The sequence below is a fragment of the Chryseobacterium geocarposphaerae genome (assembly GCF_002797535.1).
GTDB classification, from domain to species: Bacteria; Bacteroidota; Bacteroidia; order Flavobacteriales; family Weeksellaceae; genus Chryseobacterium; species Chryseobacterium geocarposphaerae.
In genome coordinates this window covers 211,815-230,426 of record NZ_PGFD01000002.1, presented here as the reverse complement: position 1 = coordinate 230,426, position 18,612 = coordinate 211,815, and the positions used below count along the sequence as shown (strand labels likewise).

General features: G+C 36.3%; 17 protein-coding genes and 1 riboswitch. Of the genes, 14 read left to right on the top strand and 3 right to left on the bottom strand.

Features of this window, described 5'->3' with window-relative positions; genetic code table 11:
- Positions 1 to 15 precede the first annotated feature (15 nt).
- Positions 16 to 918: a GYDIA family GHMP kinase gene (locus tag CLV73_RS12635; protein ID WP_100377244.1), complete on the top strand. Its 903-nt coding sequence runs from the start codon at positions 16 to 18 to the stop codon at positions 916 to 918.
- Positions 919 to 1,048: 130 nt separating this feature from the next.
- Positions 1,049 to 2,668 carry a phosphoenolpyruvate carboxykinase (ATP) gene (gene pckA / locus CLV73_RS12630; protein WP_100377243.1) on the top strand — a complete coding sequence of 540 codons (1,620 nt, stop codon included), beginning with the start codon at positions 1,049 to 1,051 and terminating at the stop codon, positions 2,666 to 2,668.
- 119 nt (positions 2,669 to 2,787) lie between these two features.
- Here the strand turns inward: pckA and CLV73_RS12625 are convergent, their stop codons facing one another.
- Positions 2,788 to 3,195, bottom strand: coding sequence for a type II 3-dehydroquinate dehydratase (locus CLV73_RS12625; protein ID WP_100377242.1), 408 nt, complete (start codon positions 3,193 to 3,195; stop codon positions 2,788 to 2,790).
- Positions 3,196 to 3,523: 328 nt separating this feature from the next.
- Positions 3,524 to 3,622, top strand: a riboswitch (SAM riboswitch).
- A gap of 83 nt (positions 3,623 to 3,705) precedes the next feature.
- On the opposite strand from CLV73_RS12625, the gene CLV73_RS12620 reads away from it, so the two are divergent.
- On the top strand, positions 3,706 to 6,615 hold the full coding sequence (locus CLV73_RS12620) for a SusC/RagA family TonB-linked outer membrane protein (protein WP_100377241.1): 2,910 nt from the start codon (positions 3,706 to 3,708) through the stop codon (positions 6,613 to 6,615).
- An 18-nt stretch (positions 6,616 to 6,633) separates the two neighbouring features.
- Positions 6,634 to 8,127 (top strand): RagB/SusD family nutrient uptake outer membrane protein, encoded by a 1,494-nt coding sequence (locus CLV73_RS12615; RefSeq protein WP_100377240.1) that lies wholly within the window; start codon positions 6,634 to 6,636, stop codon positions 8,125 to 8,127.
- 136 nt (positions 8,128 to 8,263) lie between these two features.
- Here the strand turns inward: CLV73_RS12615 and CLV73_RS12610 are convergent, their stop codons facing one another.
- A complete protein-coding gene (locus CLV73_RS12610) occupies positions 8,264 to 8,653 on the bottom strand; it encodes a hypothetical protein (protein ID WP_100377239.1) in 390 nt (129 codons plus the stop codon).
- Positions 8,654 to 8,906: 253 nt separating this feature from the next.
- Here CLV73_RS12610 and CLV73_RS12605 point away from each other — a divergent pair, with 253 nt between their 5' ends.
- The 10 genes from CLV73_RS12605 (at position 8,907) to CLV73_RS12560 (ending at position 17,322) form a co-directional block, all read left to right on the top strand.
- Complete coding sequence (locus CLV73_RS12605) at positions 8,907 to 9,326, top strand: Fur family transcriptional regulator (RefSeq protein ID WP_100377238.1); 420 nt, start codon at positions 8,907 to 8,909, stop codon at positions 9,324 to 9,326.
- 45 nt (positions 9,327 to 9,371) lie between these two features.
- Positions 9,372 to 11,324: a heavy metal translocating P-type ATPase gene (locus CLV73_RS12600; protein ID WP_100377237.1), complete on the top strand. Its 1,953-nt coding sequence runs from the start codon at positions 9,372 to 9,374 to the stop codon at positions 11,322 to 11,324.
- A gap of 364 nt (positions 11,325 to 11,688) precedes the next feature.
- Entirely contained in the window at positions 11,689 to 12,054 is a 366-nt protein-coding gene (locus CLV73_RS12595) for a hypothetical protein (RefSeq protein WP_228424363.1), read from the top strand.
- A gap of 199 nt (positions 12,055 to 12,253) precedes the next feature.
- Positions 12,254 to 12,529, top strand: a complete 276-nt coding sequence (locus tag CLV73_RS12590; protein ID WP_100377236.1) for a YHS domain-containing protein — start codon at positions 12,254 to 12,256, stop codon at positions 12,527 to 12,529.
- On the top strand, positions 12,516 to 13,196 hold the full coding sequence (locus tag CLV73_RS12585; RefSeq protein WP_100377235.1) for an SCO family protein: 681 nt from the start codon (positions 12,516 to 12,518) through the stop codon (positions 13,194 to 13,196). Before CLV73_RS12590 ends, CLV73_RS12585 begins: the two co-directional genes overlap by 14 nt.
- Before the next feature lie 31 nt (positions 13,197 to 13,227).
- Positions 13,228 to 13,902, top strand: a complete 675-nt coding sequence (locus tag CLV73_RS12580; protein ID WP_100377234.1) for a superoxide dismutase — start codon at positions 13,228 to 13,230, stop codon at positions 13,900 to 13,902.
- Between the two features lie 7 nt (positions 13,903 to 13,909).
- Complete coding sequence (locus CLV73_RS12575) at positions 13,910 to 14,278, top strand: hypothetical protein (protein WP_100377233.1); 369 nt, start codon at positions 13,910 to 13,912, stop codon at positions 14,276 to 14,278.
- 237 nt (positions 14,279 to 14,515) lie between these two features.
- Positions 14,516 to 15,343, top strand: coding sequence for an MbnP family protein (locus tag CLV73_RS12570; RefSeq protein WP_100377232.1), 828 nt, complete (start codon positions 14,516 to 14,518; stop codon positions 15,341 to 15,343).
- Entirely contained in the window at positions 15,327 to 16,379 is a 1,053-nt protein-coding gene (locus CLV73_RS12565; protein WP_185116774.1) for a cytochrome-c peroxidase, read from the top strand. The genes CLV73_RS12570 and CLV73_RS12565 overlap by 17 nt, the downstream gene beginning before the upstream one ends.
- A 1-nt stretch (position 16,380) precedes the next feature.
- Entirely contained in the window at positions 16,381 to 17,322 is a 942-nt protein-coding gene (locus CLV73_RS12560) for a transporter (protein WP_100377230.1), read from the top strand.
- A 66-nt stretch (positions 17,323 to 17,388) separates the two neighbouring features.
- Here the strand turns inward: CLV73_RS12560 and CLV73_RS12555 are convergent, their stop codons facing one another.
- Positions 17,389 to 18,585, bottom strand: a complete 1,197-nt coding sequence (locus CLV73_RS12555; RefSeq protein WP_100377229.1) for an MFS transporter — start codon at positions 18,583 to 18,585, stop codon at positions 17,389 to 17,391.
- Positions 18,586 to 18,612 lie beyond the last annotated feature (27 nt).

Here is an 18,612-nt window from a genome sequence, read left to right as displayed (position 1 = left end):
TCTAATAAAAAAATCATGGGCGAGATATTTTCACCAGGGAAGCTAATGCTGACTTCAGAATATTTCGCGATGGACGGAGCTCTTGTCTTAGCGGTACCTACCAAGCTGGGACAAGAGTTTTCTTTTAAAGAAAAAAATGATGAAAAATCCCTTATATGCTGGGAAGCCTATCATCAAAATAAACTTTGGTTAAAAGCTGTCATAGATTATCAAAACTGGCAGATCCTGGAAACCAATATTCCTTCAAGTGCTGAATTTATCTTGAAAACATTAAAGAACGTTCAGGCACTTTCTACTATTAAATTCAAAAACAATTTTACTTATCACTTAACAACCAATCTTCAGTTTCCGGCAGATTATGGTTTGGGTAGCAGTTCTACTTTAATGAACAATCTTGCGGAATGGGCTGAAGTTGATCCTTTCTATTTAAATAAGATAAGCTTGGGAGGTAGTGGTTATGATATTGCGGTAGCAAAAGAGAAATCTGCCATCATTTTTCAGAGCGTTCCTGAGGTTAAATATGAAAAGGTGGACTTTGATCCCCCTTTCAAAAATGAACTAATTTTTATCCACTTAAATCAGAAGCAGGATAGCCGTGAAGGAATCAGTCTTTACAAGTCAAAAACAAAGTCCCAAAAACTGGTCGATGAATTTTCGGATCTTACAAGAAATATTTTACTATGTAGCGAATTGGAAAATTTTTCTGAACTAATGTTGATTCATGAGCAAAGAATCTCCAATTTTCTTGAAATTCCGACAGTTAAAGCGAGGTTTTTCGCTGATTGTCCGGTATTTATCAAAAGTTTAGGCGCTTGGGGTGGAGATTTTGTAATGAGCTCAAAATTTGAGGGCTTTAAGGACTATTTTTGGGGAAAAGGTTTTCACACAATTTTTGAGTATTCTGATTTAATTAACTGATTTGCAGTTTTTTATAAACTCGTTTTTTTATTTGCCATTCTGACTTATATCATTATATTTAGACCACTTTTAACAATTAATTAATATTAATTTTGTTGAACAAAAAAAGAAATAGAAAAATATAAGTAAAATGAAAAACGCTAAAATCATCCAAGATTTAGAAAAATTAGGGATTAAAGGAGACTATCAGGTAATATATAATCCTTCGTATGAAGAATTGTATCAGGCTGAAGTTTCTCCTGAAAATCAAGGGTTTGAAAAAGCAGAGCTTACGGAATCTGGTGCGGTATCGGTAAAAACAGGAATTTTCACGGGTCGTTCACCTAAAGATAGATATATAGTTCAGGATGATGTTACAAGAGAAACAATTTTCTGGGATGGTAAAGTTAACTTACCAACTACGCTGGAAATCTTTAAATCTTGTAAAGATTTAGTGCTGAACCAACTTTCTGATGCAAAAAAGATCTATGTAGTAGATGCTTTCTGTGGAACAAACGCAGATACGAGATTAAAAGTAAGGTTCATTGTTGAAGTAGCGTGGCAGGCACATTTTGTTACTAACATGTTTATTCGTCCTTCGCATTACGAGCTGGAAAACTTTGGAGAGCCGGATTTCACTGTAATCAACGGTTCTAAAACTACCAATCCAAACTGGGAAGCTCAGGGATTGAATTCCGAAAACTTTGTGATGTTCAACCTTACTGAAAAACTTCAGATCATTGGAGGTACTTGGTACGGCGGGGAAATGAAAAAAGGAATGTTCGCTATGATGAACTACTATCTTCCGTTAAAAGGTATGGCTTCTATGCACTGTTCTGCGAACGTAGGAGAAGAAGGGGATGTTGCTCTTTTCTTCGGACTTTCAGGAACAGGAAAAACGACTTTATCCGCAGATCCGAAAAGATACTTAATCGGTGATGATGAGCATGGTTGGGATAACAATGGAGTGTTCAACTATGAAGGAGGCTGTTATGCAAAAGTAATTGATCTTTCTGCTGAAAAAGAACCGGACATTTTCGCTGCCATTAAAAGAGATGCATTATTGGAGAATGTTGTAGTAAATAATGGTGTTGCTGATTATACAGACGGATCTATCACTGAGAATACAAGGGTTTCTTATCCGATTTATCATATCAATAAAATTGTGTTGCCTTCAAAAGCAGGACATGCAAAAAAGATTGTTTACCTTTCTGCAGACGCATTTGGGGTATTGCCTCCGGTTTCTGTTTTGAATGAAGACCAGGCCCAATATCACTTCCTTTGCGGATATACCTCAAAATTGGCAGGAACTGAAAGAGGAATTACTGAGCCGGAACCATCTTTTTCTCCAGCATTTGGTGAAGCATTTTTAACATTACATCCGACAATGTATTCAAAAACATTGATCGGGAAAATGAAAGAGCATGGCGCAAAAGCTTACCTGGTAAATACAGGTTGGAATGGTACCGGAAAGAGAATTTCTTTAAAGGATACAAGAGCGATTATTGATTCAATTATTGATGGTTCTATAGAAAATGCTCCTAAAGCAATGGTTCCTATTATGAATCTTGAAATTCCTACAACATTACCAAATGTTTCTGAAGGTATCTTGGATCCGAGAGATACTTATAGCAATGTTTCTGAATGGGAAGAAAAAGCAAAAGACTTGGCTGCAAGATATATCAAGAACTTTGAGCAGTATTGCAATACTGAAGAAGGTAAAAAATTGATTCCTTCAGGACCTCAGTTACAAGAACAAACAACAAACTAAAAATAAAATCCTCATCATTTGATGAGGATTTTTTTATTCTAAAGATTTTACAAATCAGTCAGATCAAATATATTTTCAAACATCTGCGCCATCTGTAAAATCAGAACGAGAACGATTAGCTATTTCAAACTCAAAACAGCCAGCCTATAACCGTCCATTCCAAATCCTGATAAAACCGCATCCGTATTTGCAGCCGTTACGGATTTCTGGCGGAACTCTTCTCTTTTATAAATATTACTGATATGTACCTCTACTTTCGGCTTCTGAATATTTTTTAAACAATCTGCAATTGCATAAGAATAATGGGTAAAAGCTCCCGGATTAATAATCAGAGCATCAAAGTCATTCTTCTGAAGCCTGTTAATCAGTTCGCCTTCAATATTCGACTGGTAATACTGTATTTGATGAGAAGAAAATTCAGATTTTAAGTTTTCCAAACAATCCTCCATCGAAATCGTTCCATAAATTTCCGGCTCTCTTGTTCCTAATAAATTGAGATTAGGACCATTTATAATTAAAACTTTCATTTGATAAAATTAAAAAGTTTTTTGAATTAATCGTACGTCAGTTCGAGTGTTTTTCGAAATGAAATGAAGAAAAATGTATCGAGAGCTGTCTTAAAACTCAAAATATGCTCAAAATGAAAATAGAATTTTTTTTTCAAATCCATTTTAGAGTAAAAATTTAGGATTGCATTATTTTTAATGATATTTCTCATGTTTATAAATTTAACATTTTTTATAACTGTCTATTTTTGTTTGTTTTAAAATAAAATTTAGTTAATTTTTATAAAATTTATAATTAAAATTTTAAAGTCTACTTGTTTTGTGGACTTTTTGTTTTTAGATTTGCAACGGCTTATAAAGAAAGATGGAGGGAACTGACCCTGTGAAATCTTAACAACCTGCATTATGCAAGGTGTTACATTCAGCCTTGAAAAAGGAAAGATGAGCACAGTGTTAATCATGATTATTGATGCTATTTGCTGTCTTTTCTATAAAAGAATAAAATTTAATTAATAGCAAATAAAATTGATTATGATTAATAAAAATTTAATTATTTCTAAAGTTTGGATTCCCCCCGTTGCAACCTTCTTTCTTGGGATCGGTAATGTGAATGGCCAGGAAGCAAAAAAAGATACGCTTCATGAAAAAGAAATAGATGAAGTGGTTGTTGTGGCGTATGGAAAAGCTAAGAAAACAAGCTATACAGGTTCGGTAGCGACGATTTCGAGTGAGAAAATTAATAACAGGCCTGTTACCAACATCACAAAAGCATTGGAGGGGCAGGTTCCCGGACTTCAGGCGGTAAGCGCTTCAGGACAGCCGGGGTCTACAGCATCAATCAGAATTCGTGGAATCGGTTCTGTCAGTGCGTCGAGTAATCCTTTATTTGTGGTAGACGGGATACCTTTTGACGGAAATATCAACGCGATAAGTCCTAATGATATTGAATCGATCAGTGTTCTGAAAGATGCTACAGCAAGTTCATTATATGGCTCCAGAGGGGCAAATGGTGTAATTATCATAACGACTAAATCCGGTAAAAAGGGCGAAGCGAGAGTAAACTTTAATATAAGCCAGGGTTTCTCAAGCAGAGCAGTAAAGGATTATGAGCAGGTAACCACCGACCAATATTTTCAATTGTATTGGGAAGCCTTGAGAAACGGATACACATCAAGCCAGGTTTCTTCCCAGCAGGCGGCACAGATGGCAACCGATAATTTGGTAAACGCTTTAGGAATCAATCCTTACGGAGCAAATTATGTAAAACCAGTAGGAACTGACGGGAAACTTTTGCCGGGTGCAACAGCTTTATGGAATGACAACTGGAAAGATATTTTGCAGAGAACGGCTTCCAGAAATCAGGTTGATTTGGATTTTAGTGGAGGAAATGAGAAGAGCAATTATTTTTTCTCTTTAGGATATTTGGATGATAAAGGAATTGCCATTGAGTCTGGCTTCAGAAAATACAGCACAAGATTAAAAATCAATTCTGAAGTCAAAAAATGGCTGAATGTAGGAGCGAATTTAGCGTATACGAACAGTCTTCAGGAAGCACCGCCGTCATCGGATTCGAGAACGGATAATGTGATCAATGCGGCGAGAGTTATACCATCTTTTTATCCTTACTACGAAAGAAATGCAGACGGAAGCTATAAATTGGACTCCAGCGGAAATTATATTTATGATTTCGGAAAATACAGGCCTACAAGTGCATTACAAAATGAAAATGCTGCAGCAACATTACCTTTGGATAAAAATGAGAACAGAGAAGATAACTTCTCAGGGAAAGGTTTTGCAGAATTCACTTTCCTGCCTGAATTGAAATTTAAATCAAGCTTTTCGGTTGATCTGGTTAATTATAATGGCCATTATTATACCAATCCGTTATTAGGAGAGGGAACTGAAATCGGGGGGGCTGTTACAAAAACCAATTCGAGAACGCTGTCCTACACAACAAGTAATATTTTAACCTACGATAAAAAATTCGGACAGCATCACATCAATATTTTGGGTGGTCAGGAATTTTACCATTACGAATATCAGACGATTTCAGGAAGCCGAAGCCAGTTTTCATTGCCGTATTATTATGAGCCTGATGCTGCAGCTTTGCTGGGAAGCTTCTCAGGAAATAGTGACAAATTGGGATTGTTGAGTTTCTTAGGGAAAGCTGAATACGATTATAAAAATAAATATTTTGTTTCAGGATCGGTAAGAGCAGACGGCTCTTCAAGATTCTCTCCGGAAAACAGATGGGGGACATTCTGGTCGGTAGGAGGATCATGGAAGGCGTCGAATGAAGATTTTATTAAAAATTTAAATGTCTTTAACCAGTTGACACTTCGTGCAAGCTACGGAGGCCAGGGAAATGATAAGCTGAGTACTTATTATGCTTACCAAAGTTTATATGCTTTTTATAATAATTTGGGAGAAGGAGGAACGGTAGCAAGCAAACTGCCGACTCCGGATCTGAAATGGGAAACCAACCTGAATTTGAATGCAGGTATTGAATTTTCTGTTCTGAATAACAGAATTAAAGGTAATGTAGAATATTTCCAGAGAAAAAGTAAAGATCTTCTGTTTGGAATGCCTTTGGCTCCGTCATTAGGTTTCAGTGAATATCAGGCGAATATTGGTGAACTAAAAAATACCGGTTTTGAATTTTCATTATTCACAACACCCATTAAAACAAAAGATTTTGAGTGGAATGTGGATGTGAATTTAAGTACTCTCAAAAATGAAATCACGAAACTTCCGAAAGGCTCTATTGTAAGTGGTACAAAACTATTGCAGGTAGGTGGTTCTGTTTATGATTTCTTCATTCCTGAATGGGCAGGAGTAGATCCGAATAACGGAAAGCCGCTTTGGAAAACGATTACAACAGATGCCAGCGGAAATACGGTAGAAGGAACCACTTCAGAATATGCAAAAGCTACAAAAACACTGCAGGGTTCATCTCTTCCGAAAGTAATGGGAGGAATTACCACGAGTCTGGCTTACAAAAACTTTGATTTTTCAACCTTAGTATCATTTGCTATTGGAGGAAAAATTTTAGATACGGATTATACGATGCTGATGCATAACGGAAGTTCAGCAGGTAGAGCCTGGAGTGCGGAAATGCTGAACAGATGGACGCCTGAAAACCGTTACACCGATGTCCCGGCTTTAAGTACAACAACGAATAACTGGACTTCAACATCTTCAAGATTCTTATACTCGGGGACGTATGCTAGAGTGAAAAATGTGAGCTTAGGCTATACACTTCCATCGGATTATTTTGAAAAAATAGGTTTGAAGAAGTTCAGAGTTTATGTTCAGGCAGAAAACCTTTTAACATTCTATAAGCATAAAGGAATGGATCCTGAACAAACCTTAGACGGAACAACCTATTACAGATATCCTGCCATGAGGACAATTACGTTTGGTGTACAGGCAACTCTTTAACATTTAAAATGAAAAACAATGAAAAAATTAAAATATATATCTTTTGCATTAATCACAGCATGGTCTTTAATCAGCTGTGAAAGTGATCTGGAAACTGCTCCGACCAATCAGGCTAATGAAGAGGAAGTTTTCAAGACAGCAGAAAGTGCGGAAACGGTAATCAACGGAACCTGGGCTAAATTTAATGACGATGGGACAACTTACGCGAATATCGGGTACTCCACAGTGTTGAGAACAAGTGATGCTATGGGAAGTGATGTGGCGGTTTTAACCAATAAATATGGATTTCCCGGAGCGTATGCTTTTACAGATTTGGTGAATAATACGGGAAGCAGGCCACTTTTTATCTGGAGTCTGCTGTATTCTACCATCAATAATATGAACAATGTTCTTGCAAGAATCGATGGAGTAGAGGGGAGCCAGGAGAAAAAAAATCAGGTGAAAGGTCAGGCTAAAGCATTGAGGGCATTTTGTTATTTAAATCTGGCGAGTTTTTATCAATTCAGTTATTTAAAAGATAAAACGGCTTTAACGGCTCCAATTTATACTGAACCGACAACAACAAGCTCAGTAGGAAAGAAAAAAGCCAGCCTTGAAGAAATCTATACTTTAATTAAAAGTGATTTGGCAGATGCGGATCAGTTGCTTCAAAGTTATTCAAGAAACAACAAGGACAAAATTGACAGATCAGTTGTCAATGGATTACTGGCAAGAGCTTATTTGAATACCGGAGACTGGACAAAAGCTGCAGCTTCTGCAAAAATTGCGAGAAATGGGTATGCTTTGATGACGGCGGAAAAATATAAAGACGGATTCAATGATATCAGTAATGGAGAATGGATCTGGGGACACGGCCAGACACAGGAACAGTCAGGTGAAAGCTATGCTTTCCACTTTTTAGATGTGTCGTCTTCGGGAAGTTATTATTACAGCTTTATGGCGGATCCTTATTTTAAAGACCTGTTTGATACCAATGATATCCGTTATTCACTGTTTTCATGGGATGGAAATCCGGGAAGGGAAGGATTGCTGCGATATGCGAAGTTTAAATTTAAAGCCAATTTAATTGCAGATATTGTTTACATGAGAGCTGCTGAAATGTATTTAATTGAGGCCGAAGCTGAAGCGAGAAGCGGAAATGTTACAAATGCTGTAACCGTTTTAAATCAGTTGAAATCAGCAAGAAACGCCAATCAATATTCTGGTTCTTTAGCACAAAACGATGTGATCAAAGAAGTATTGATTGAAAGACGAAAAGAATTGTTTGGTGAAGGATTCTCATTGTCAGACATTATCAGAACGCAGGGAACTGTCGTGAGAAAACCGTTTACCAATTCAAGCGGACAGGCGATTCAGGTACAGATCACGACTCCGGCTGGTGTTGTAAAAACCGTTAACGGAAGAGGACATACGATTTTTGCATTCCCTGATCAGTCTCCGTTTGTAGCCAACAGCAAATATTATTTATTCTCTATTCCGCAGAAAGAGATTGAAAATAATCCGAATTTGTAATAATTAAAAAGAGCAAGTGAATTTCTTGCTCTTTTTTATTTATAGTGTGAAAATATAATCTGTGATTGTCAGAAATGGGTTAGTTTATTGGTATTAAATTATCTAATTTCATTGTTTTGAGATGATATTATTACAATTAATCTATATTTATATAGTAGTTGCTATTCTTGCCCTTGGTAATTTTTTGAATGAGGTTATTTTTATCAATTTTAATGGTATCCGAATTCTTTATTATTTTAACACTCTTGTACGGGAAGTAATCTGAGTTCGGGGCGCCTAAATAAGAGAATAATAAAATATTTTGATTTTTATTTACTTTATAAAGCTCTTTTAGATTTGATGAGCCCACCTTTTTTGAAATAATTGAATCACAAATAGGCCCTCTTTTGCTTACCAACCGATTTTCTATTGCACGATCAGTTTCAACATATAAGTTATTTTGTGATTTGTTTCTAATGTATATGGTATACCCAGGATCACAGCTTACTAATAATCCTAGGAATAATATCATTATTATGTTTTTCATATTTGAATTGATTTAAGTTGGTTATCCAATATAATTTTTTTTAAAACAGTAAAGTAATTAAAAAATGTTATTTATACATATAACGTTTGGGTTGAAGTTATTTTTAATACCTTGAATTTTGCAATATGATTGCAACAATTTTAGAAAGACTTTTGTAAACTTAAATGACGTCTGATAGATGTAAACAGAAGCAGCCAATGATGAAAACATTGAAAAAACAGCTAACTTTGAGAAGAACCTTAAATCCTGAAGAATGAAAACACACATCGAAGATAAATTGATTAACAAAAATACCAAACCTACAAGTATGAGGATTTTGGTATATGACTTTTTAAGTTCTCAGGACGCAGCATTATCATTGTCTGAAATCGAAAGTCACTTCGATCATGCAGACCGGACTACCATCTACAGAACATTAAAAACTTTTGAAGAAAAAGGAATTGTCCACAGTATTCAGGAGAATACAACAACAAAATATAAGCTTTGCCATGACGGATGCGACGAAACTACGCATAAAGACTGGCATCTGCACTTCTACTGCAAAATCTGCAAACAGACCACCTGTAAAGAAGATATCTCGTTTCCGGAAAATGTTCAGACAAATTTCAGAATAGATGAAATAAGACTTTTTGCGAAAGGAATTTGTGAAACTTGTCTCGAAAGTTTGCAATAGCATTGCATTCAGTTTGCTCCTAATTTTGATTAAAATTTTTAAGTTATGGAAGAATGCTGTAGCACAAAACCAAAAAAAGAACATAATCACAATCATGAAGGTCATGATCATGGTCATTCTCATGATACGGGAGATCAATCAGTATTTCAGATGTTTCTGCCGGCGATAATCTCCTTTGTTTTATTATTAGTAGGTATTGCTTTAGACAATTATATAAAACAGGATTGGTTTGTTGGCTGGATTCGTTTAGTGTGGTATTTAGTTGCTTACATTCCTGTTGGATTGCCTGTTTTAAAAGAAGCCTATGAAAGCATCACAAAAGGCGATGTTTTTTCTGAATTTTTCTTAATGGGAATCGCAACAGTAGGAGCTTTTGCTATTGGTGAATACCCCGAAGGTGTTGCAGTAATGCTTTTCTATTCGGTAGGTGAAGTTTTCCAGGCAATGGCAGTAACGAGAGCAAAAAGCAATATCAAATCCTTGCTCGATCAACGTCCTGATGAAGTAACCGTTTTAAAAGATGGTAAACCTGAAACTGTAAAAGCCGAAAACGTAAATATTGGTGAAATAATTCAGTTAAAATCGGGGGAGAAACTGGGATTGGATGGAGAGCTGTTATCTGAAACAGCTTCATTTAATACGGCTGCATTAACGGGTGAAAGTAAACCGGATATCAAAACCAAAGGAGAAACTGTTCTAGCGGGAATGATTAATTTAAATACAGTCAGCTTGGTGAAAGTCACCACGGCTTACAAAGACAGTAAGCTGAGCAAGATTTTGGAATTGGTTCAGAATGCAACGGCTCAGAAAGCTCCAACAGAATTATTCATCAGAAAATTTGCGAAAATTTATACACCGATTGTTGTTTTTCTCGCTATCGGGATTACGCTATTGCCATACTTTTTTGTTGAAGACTATCAATTCAAAACCTGGCTGTACAGAGCATTGGTATTCCTGGTGATTTCCTGTCCCTGTGCATTGGTGATTTCCATTCCGTTGGGATATTTCGGAGGAATAGGAGCGGGAAGCCGCAATGGGATCTTATTCAAAGGAAGTAACTTCTTGGATGTTTTGGCAAATGTTCAGAATGTAGTGATGGACAAAACCGGGACGATGACGGAAGGGGTTTTCAAAGTCCAGGAAGTTGATTTTGATAATGAATTTAATAAAGATGAAATTTTAAAATTCGTCAATGCTTTAGAAAGTAAAAGTTCGCATCCCGTTGCAACCGCAATCCATGAGTATGTTGGAGAAATTGATCACTCCATTTCATTGGAAAATGTGGAAGAAATTGCAGGACACGGATTAAAAGCAATCATTAGCGGAAAGGAATTACTTGTAGGTAATTTCAAGTTGATGGATAAGTTCGGAATCAGCTACCATATAAAACCTGAAAATATTGTCTATACCTTAATTGCTGTGGCTTATGATAAAAAGTTTGTCGGTTATTTAACAATTGCAGATTCTATTAAAGCCGACGCACAATTAACCATCGATAAATTAAAATCATTAAACGTAGCAACGACAATGCTGAGTGGAGATAAACCGTCTGTTGTGAAGTATGTTGCCGATACTCTAGGAATTCAGAATGCTTACGGAGACCTGCTTCCTGAAGACAAGGTGAATAAAGTAAAAGAAATCAAAGCAAAAAATCAGACCGTAGCATTTGTAGGAGATGGAGTAAATGATGCACCTGTTGTTGCTTTAAGCGATGTAGGAATTGCCATGGGCGGATTGGGAAGCGATGCGACGATTGAAACCGCAGATGTCGTAATTCAGGATGACAGACCCAGTAAAATTCCAATGGCGATCAATATAGGAAAGCAAACTAAAAAAATAGTTTGGCAGAATATTGTCCTGGCGTTTGCAGTTAAAGCAATTGTTCTGACGTTGGGGGCGGGAGGATTGGCAACGATGTGGGAAGCGGTTTTTGCAGATGTTGGGGTTGCGTTGTTGGCTATTTTAAATGCGGTAAGAATTCAACGGATGAAATTTTAAATAAACTATAGATCATTTCCCACTGATCCCACAAATTTCACAGATTAAAAATGTAGATAACATCTGTGCGATCTGTGGGAAAAGCATCCTGAAATTTATCTCCCGCAGATCACACAGATGTCACAGATGATTGCACTTGTTTTTTATTGCAATTAGAATATAAAAATCTGCGTAATCAGCCCAATTTACGGGAGATAAAATTTAAATACATTTAGCATCTATTTAAATCAACCTCCTGCAGGTTCCACGAATATAAATAGGTCTGTGTAATCTGAGAGATCTGTGGGAAAAAAATAACAATGACATTCATCATAAATCAACCGTAAAAACAAATTTCAGTAGTATATTTGTAGAAGAGAATTGATTGTTGAAGTTTTTCATTTCCATATTTATTATTTTCACAATTGCGATACGTCCTGTGTTGCCTTTGATTAATTATGCGGTTAATTATGATTACATCGTTAAAAACCTTTGTGAAAAAAGAAATATTCCCCAGTCTACCTGTAAAGGGAAATGTTATGTTGAAAAAGAACTGGCAAAGACAGAAAAACAGTCAAATAATAGCCAGAATATAAAAATTACCGGCTTAGATGTTTTTCTTTCTCAAGAGATTCTTTCCTTTTCAGACAAAAATCAATTTGATATTCCTATAAAAAGTCCATCCTCGGATTATAGCAAATCTCACACTTCAGAATATTTCGCCAGGATATTCCATCCTCCTTTGTCTTAAATGATTTAAACTAAATTTTTAGTTAGCTTAAATCACTGATTTTATCAAGTTTCAAGAAAATTAAAAATATCTTTAGGTGAAATAGAATGCTTAAAGAATCATGGACTTGGCTTCTTCAAAATTGATTCAGCTCATATTAATTTTAGTTTAAAAATCAATTATTTTTTCAATACCACTATTAATTTCAATTTAATTTAAAATGAAATCAAAAATTTTTTTGACGGCATTATTGTCCGTTTCATTAATGGCATGTGCTCAGGAAACCCCTAAAGTAAAGCATAAAAAAGCCAATACCGCTGTAAAATCAGATGTAAAAAAGATAAAATTTGCCAACGCAGTAGATCCTATATGTCATATGCCGACAGAGCCTGATATGAAAGATACGGCAGTATATAAAAATAAAACGTACGGTTTTTGCAGTTCATTATGCAAAGACGAATTCAAAAAAAATCCTGAAAAGTATGCCCAAAAATAAAAACCCAAACAATACAAAAAGCAAAGTGATTATTCCGATTGCGGTTTTTGCGTTGCTTTTTCTGGGAATCGGTGTAGGAATGGGCTACTTTAAAAAGAACCTTTATACGGTAATGAAGGTTCCTGATTTCCAGTTGACGGACCAGGATAATAAAAAAATCACCAACAAAGATATGCTTGGAAAAGTGTATTTGGTAGAATTTTTTTTCAGCAGATGTACTACAATCTGTCCGGTAATGAATACTAACATGAGAGCAATTGAGGACGAGATCAACAACCCTGATTTCGGAATTATTTCAATAAGTATTGATCCCGAAAATGATACCCCTCAATCACTGAAAGAACATGCTCAAAGAATTGGTGTAAAGTCTCCGAACTGGCATTTTTTAACGGGTAACAGAGATTATATCGGAAAATTGGCAGATCAGTTCAATATTTACGTTGGGGACAAAGAAGATGAAAGCGAAAGTCTTAATCACAGCGGAATGATTGCTCTTGTAGATGAAGAAGGGAATATCCGCTGCAGATATAATAAAGACAATATGCCGATCCTTTATTATTCCGGGTTAAACTATGAGGATCCGGAAGGAAAAACAGCGAAACTGATGGGGAAATATCATCCTGACCGGGAGATATTAATTGAAGACATTAAGAAATTATTAAAATAATTATTGTTTAACCACTAAAAAACAAAACATTATGAAAATTTTAAAAATTGCTGCCTTAAGCGCAGTTTTCGCGGCGCAGTTTGCATTAGCTCAGTTCAAACAGACGCCTTTGCCGTATGCTTACAATGCACTGGAGGGTAATATTGATGCACAGACCATGGAAATTCATTATTCAAAACATGCAGCTGCCTATGTTGCGAATCTGAATAAAGCCATTGCAGGAACACCACAGGAGAAACAAACCTTGTTTCAGATTTTATCGAATGTATCAAAATTGCCGGCTGCAGTGAGAAATAATGCAGGAGGTCATTACAACCACGAATTGTTCTGGACGGTTTTAACGCCTGAAAAAAATACACAGCCATCTGCAAAACTGGCAAAAGCGATTAATGATGCTTTCGGAAGTATGGATGCCTTCAAGGAAAAGATGAGCAAAGCGGGAGCAGACCGTTTTGGCTCAGGATGGGCTTGGTTAGCGGTAGATAAAAGCGGAAAACTATTCGTTTCCTCGACACCTAATCAGGACAATCCCTTGATGGATGTTGTGGAAGAAAAAGGAACTCCTATTTTCGGTATTGATGTATGGGAGCATGCTTATTATCTGAAATATCAGAATAAGAGAGCTGATTATTTAGCTGCGATCTGGAACGTAACCAACTGGAAGGAAATCAGCAGAAGATACGAAGAAGCGACCAGCAAAAAATAATGATTGAATGAACTTAGTTTGCAGCATATTTCTCACTTTATTTGTGGTATTCAGGCCTCTGGTTCCACTGGTGGAATATGCTGTAAATTATGAGTATATCTCCGAAGTGTTGTGTATCAATAAGAGCAATCCGGAGATTCACTGTAACGGAAAATGTTACCTGAGCAGGGAAATAGCGAAAACAAATGATACCGATTCTTCCCCTTTAAACAAAACAAAAAATTCAGGACAGAAATTACTGGATATCTACGTTCTCCCTGAAATTGCTGAAATTACTGCAGCAGAAAAAAAATTCTTTTCAAATTCTAATTTCCTTTATAAAACAGCGTACTCTTTCCTGTTTTTAAAACATATTTTCAGACCACCCGTTTTTTAAGTTATTTTTCAAAATCTTGTTTTACTGCAAGAGTTTTCATCTTTAATTTAAATGTGTAACTGTCATTCCATAGGAGTCTCGGCGAAGATGTTCACGTTATAATTTAAATAACTCCCCTTAGATTTCTACGAAATGACAAAGAGGTGCTTATTCTGTGTCAGCTTTTGCAGTTAAAAAAATGAACGTTCTACCGTTCAATCAATAATCAATTAAAAATTTTAACTTAAAAAATCAACAATGAAAATTTATAAATTTTTATCATTATCCCTTATTGCTTTTTCTTTTTTCACTTTTATCTCCTGTCGTAGCAACGATGAAGATGACTCATCAGCAGAAGCAAAGGGAAACCTTCAGCTCAAATTTGAAAACGGGTTTAATAATCTGGGAGATATCGTTTTGAATCAGACCACACAAACATCTTCACAGGGACAGAAGCATCAGTTCTCCAACATAAAATATGTGATCAGTAACATCAGTCTGATTGATGAAAACGAAAATGAATTTAAATATCACGAAAATAATCCTGATAAAGGTGCTTTCATCATCGACCAGGCTGATGCAATTGCAGGCATTGTCTATGTTAATCTCAATGAAATCCCGAAGAACAATTATAAAAAAATAAAATTGGGTTTGGGAATCAGTCAGAATGCCTATCTGTTGGGACAGGACGGGCAAGCGGAATTCTGGAATAAGGCCAAACAAAAAGGAATGTCTTGGTCCTGGGCGGCAGGTTATGTTTTTGTAAAGCTCGAAGGGAAATACGGGATCAATTCTCTCGACACAGAATTCATGAATCATACCGGAAATATGGGGAATGTAACGGCCAATGGTACTCCGGATCTTTACCGGGAAATTACTTTGAATCTTCCGACAACAGCAAGAGTGACAAATCAAATTACACCTTCTATTCATATTCTGGCTGATCTTAATCAGTATTTAAGTGGAGAAACGCCGTTGTTTTTAAATTCTACCAATAATATGATGATGGGCTCAAGCCAACATTTAGTAAATGTAACGGATAACCTGACGAAAATGTTTAAAGTAGACCATGTTCACAATGATTAAGATATTTCAAACCGGGTTATTATCCTTATTTTTTTTAAGTTTTGTATCATGTTCTGATGAGGTGATAGAACCGTTGGAAAAAGATGAGGTTTACAGTCTTTCATTCCCGTCGTACTTTCCGGAAATGATTTTTGATACCTCCGGAAATCCGGTCACAAAAAACGGCGTGGAGTTGGGACGAAAATTATTTTATGAAGGAAGACTTTCGCGCAACAATACGATTTCATGCGGGTTCTGTCATATCCAGGAAAATGCGTTTACACATCACGGTCATACGGTAAGTCATGGAGTAGACGACAGAATCGGAATCCGGAATGCACCACCCATTCAGAATATGGCTTTTCTAAAGCGATATATGTGGGACGGAGTGGTCCATAATCTGGATGAACAGCCGATTATTCCCATTACCAATGAAGACGAAATGGATAGCTCGATGCCGGAAGTAGTTTCGAAGTTAAGTTCAGATGTTAAATATAAGAAATTGTTCAAGGCAGCTTATGGAGATGAGAATATTACAGGAGAAAGAGTACTGAAAGCATTATCCCAGTTTATGGTAACCATGATTTCCGCGGATTCTAAATATGACAGGGTAAAGCAAGGAAAAGAAAATTTTTCTTCAGAAGAAACACAAGGCATGAGCTTATTTCAGCAAAAATGCGCGTCTTGTCACAGCGGAGCATTATTTACGGATGAAAGTTTCAGGAATACAGGAATGTATTACAACGTGCAGTTTAAAGATGCAGGAAGGTATCGGGTGACACTTGATCAAAACGACTGGATGAAATTTCGGGTGCCGAGTTTGCGAAATGTAGAATATACAGCACCTTATATGCACGATGGAAGATTTTATACATTGGAAGCGGTACTTAATTTTTATTCAGATAACGTAGAAAACAGTCCGAATCTTGATCCGCAACTGAAGAAAAACGGACATCTAGGAATTGCGATGAAACCTCAGGAAAAACAACTGATTATTGCTTTTCTGAAAACACTTTCCGATAAAAATTTTATCACGAATCCAAAATTTGCAGAATAAAATGAAGAAGTTTTTTTTAATCATAGGTCTGATTTTGTTGAATGGATTTCAGGCTAAAACAATCCATGATAGCCTTTTTATTCCTAAGTATTTTAATCCGGTTGTTTTAGATGATTGTGATGCTTGCGGATGTGCTGCAGGAAACGGCTCTTCCGGTTTTGAATCTTTACTGAATCCTCAGTTTATCGGGATTAAATATTTTGCCCAGCATTATAAAGCGAAGGAAAACCTATTTGTAAAGGACTTAACTAAGGATCAGTATTTTAATACTATACAGCTTTGGGGTAAAATTCCTTTGACGAAAAAACTAAGTGTGTATGCAAGCTTACCGTTTCATTTCCATGAAAAGAAAACTATGCAGGGAGATATCAATATCAATGGAATCGGAGATTTGAACCTGATGGGAATTTATCAGTTTTTGAATTCAAAAGATAATACCCATCAGCTGAATGGAGGATTTGGACTGAAACTTCCGCTGGGGAAATTTGATGAAAAGGGTATTACAGGTGTCAATCCGAGCTTTCAGTTAGGAACAGGAAGTTGGGATTATCAGATGGTTGTCAATTATAAATTTCAGAAAAATAAGATCGCTGTTCTGCTGAATACAGATTACATTGTTAAAACTGAAAATAAAAAACATTACCATTTCGGAAACCAGTGGAATTATGCGGCAACAGGCTTTTACCAGCTTTTAGGAAATGATATAACTGTTTTTTCGGGAAAGGCAGGTTTCCAGGGGGAAGTTTATGACAGAAACAGACAATTTGATGAGGTTTTACCTAATACAGCAGGAAGCGCTTTGTATGGTAAAATTGGTTTTGAAACCTCTTATAAAAGATTCAGCTTGGGAAGTGAAGTCATGCTTCCCGTATATTCCCGTTTGGCGGGAGGTGATATTGAAGCTAAATCCCGTTTCAGTATTTTCCTGAATCTCGGGATTTAACTGATATTTTAAAGTAGTAATGGAACACTTGTTGTTAACCTCCACCGAGAAAAGGTGGAGGTTTCTTTATTTTTTTAGATTAGGCAGAAATGCGGTGATGATTCCCATTAATGGTAAAAATGCGCAGATTTTAAATACATATTCAATACTGGTATCGTCTGCAACTGCTCCTAATACGGCCGAACCGATTCCGCCCATTCCAAACATAAATCCAAAGAACAATCCTGCAACCAATCCTATTTTATTAGGCAAAAGATCAGTCGCAAATACCAGGATTGCCGAAAATGCCGAAGCAATAATTAATCCGATGATAACAGCAAAAGTGATGGTCCAGAATAAGGAAAGATAAGGCAGGCAAAGCGTAAACGGAGCCGCTCCTAGAATTGAGATCCAGATAATTTTCTTTCTTCCGTATTTATCTCCTAATTTTCCCCCTAAAATAGTTCCTACTGCCACTGCTGCAAGAAACATGAATAAGTACAACTGAGAGTCCTTTACAGAAATATGAAATTTATCAATCAGGAAGAATGTAAAATAATTGGTCATCGACGCCAGATAAATGTATTTAGAAAATACCAGTGCTAATAAGATGGTAATTGAAAAAATAACTTTTTTACGGGATAGATTGATATGGATAATATCACTCGGATGTTTTGATGATTTTTTTAAGCTTAATCTTTCTGCGTACCAGTTTCCGATTCTCCACAGAACAATGATCCCGATAAACGCTGCAATGGCAAAAAGACCGACATAGCCTTTTCCTAACGGGAGGATAATTAATGCAACCAATAGAGGCCCAATAGCACTCCCTGAATTTCCGCCAACCTGAAAGATAGATTGTGCCAAACCTTTCTGTCCTCCGGAAGCTAATTGAGCTACTCTTGATGCTTCAGGGTGAAAAACGGATGATCCCATTCCGATTAGCCCGACTGCAATCAGGATTACGTAATATTGTTGAGCTGCTGCCAGCAATAATAAACCTGCCATTGATAATCCCATTCCGATAGCCAGAGATCTTGGATTCGGCTTTTTATCGGTATAAATTCCGACGAATGGCTGTAAAATGGAAGCTGTAAGCTGAAATACCAGTGTGATAATTCCAATTTGGGCAAAAGATAAATTAAATTCACCTTTCACGATGGGGTAGAGTGAAGGAATGGTAGATTGGATCAGGTCATTTAAAAAATGGGAGAAACTGATCATAAATAAAATAGGATAGACAATTTTGTTGGTGTCGATGTTTTTTGTTGTGATATTTTCCATAATAATTTCAATTCATAAGATCATCTG

Excerpts from the sequence above, each read along its gene's own strand:
- CLV73_RS12635 (WP_100377244.1), top strand. The coding sequence starts at position 16 with ATGGGCGAGATATTTTCACCAGGGAAGCTAATGCTGACTTCAGAATAT.
- pckA (WP_100377243.1), top strand. The coding sequence starts at position 1,049 with ATGAAAAACGCTAAAATCATCCAAGATTTAGAAAAATTAGGGATTAAA.
- CLV73_RS12625 (WP_100377242.1), bottom strand. The coding sequence starts at position 3,195 with ATGAAAGTTTTAATTATAAATGGTCCTAATCTCAATTTATTAGGAACA.
- CLV73_RS12620 (WP_100377241.1), top strand. The coding sequence starts at position 3,706 with ATGATTAATAAAAATTTAATTATTTCTAAAGTTTGGATTCCCCCCGTT.
- CLV73_RS12615 (WP_100377240.1), top strand. The coding sequence starts at position 6,634 with ATGAAAAAATTAAAATATATATCTTTTGCATTAATCACAGCATGGTCT.
- CLV73_RS12610 (WP_100377239.1), bottom strand. The coding sequence starts at position 8,653 with ATGAAAAACATAATAATGATATTATTCCTAGGATTATTAGTAAGCTGT.
- CLV73_RS12605 (WP_100377238.1), top strand. The coding sequence starts at position 8,907 with ATGAAAACACACATCGAAGATAAATTGATTAACAAAAATACCAAACCT.
- CLV73_RS12600 (WP_100377237.1), top strand. The coding sequence starts at position 9,372 with ATGGAAGAATGCTGTAGCACAAAACCAAAAAAAGAACATAATCACAAT.
- CLV73_RS12590 (WP_100377236.1), top strand. The coding sequence starts at position 12,254 with ATGAAATCAAAAATTTTTTTGACGGCATTATTGTCCGTTTCATTAATG.
- CLV73_RS12585 (WP_100377235.1), top strand. The coding sequence starts at position 12,516 with ATGCCCAAAAATAAAAACCCAAACAATACAAAAAGCAAAGTGATTATT.
- CLV73_RS12580 (WP_100377234.1), top strand. The coding sequence starts at position 13,228 with ATGAAAATTTTAAAAATTGCTGCCTTAAGCGCAGTTTTCGCGGCGCAG.
- CLV73_RS12575 (WP_100377233.1), top strand. The coding sequence starts at position 13,910 with ATGAACTTAGTTTGCAGCATATTTCTCACTTTATTTGTGGTATTCAGG.
- CLV73_RS12570 (WP_100377232.1), top strand. The coding sequence starts at position 14,516 with ATGAAAATTTATAAATTTTTATCATTATCCCTTATTGCTTTTTCTTTT.
- CLV73_RS12565 (WP_185116774.1), top strand. The coding sequence starts at position 15,327 with ATGTTCACAATGATTAAGATATTTCAAACCGGGTTATTATCCTTATTT.
- CLV73_RS12560 (WP_100377230.1), top strand. The coding sequence starts at position 16,381 with ATGAAGAAGTTTTTTTTAATCATAGGTCTGATTTTGTTGAATGGATTT.
- CLV73_RS12555 (WP_100377229.1), bottom strand. The coding sequence starts at position 18,585 with ATGGAAAATATCACAACAAAAAACATCGACACCAACAAAATTGTCTAT.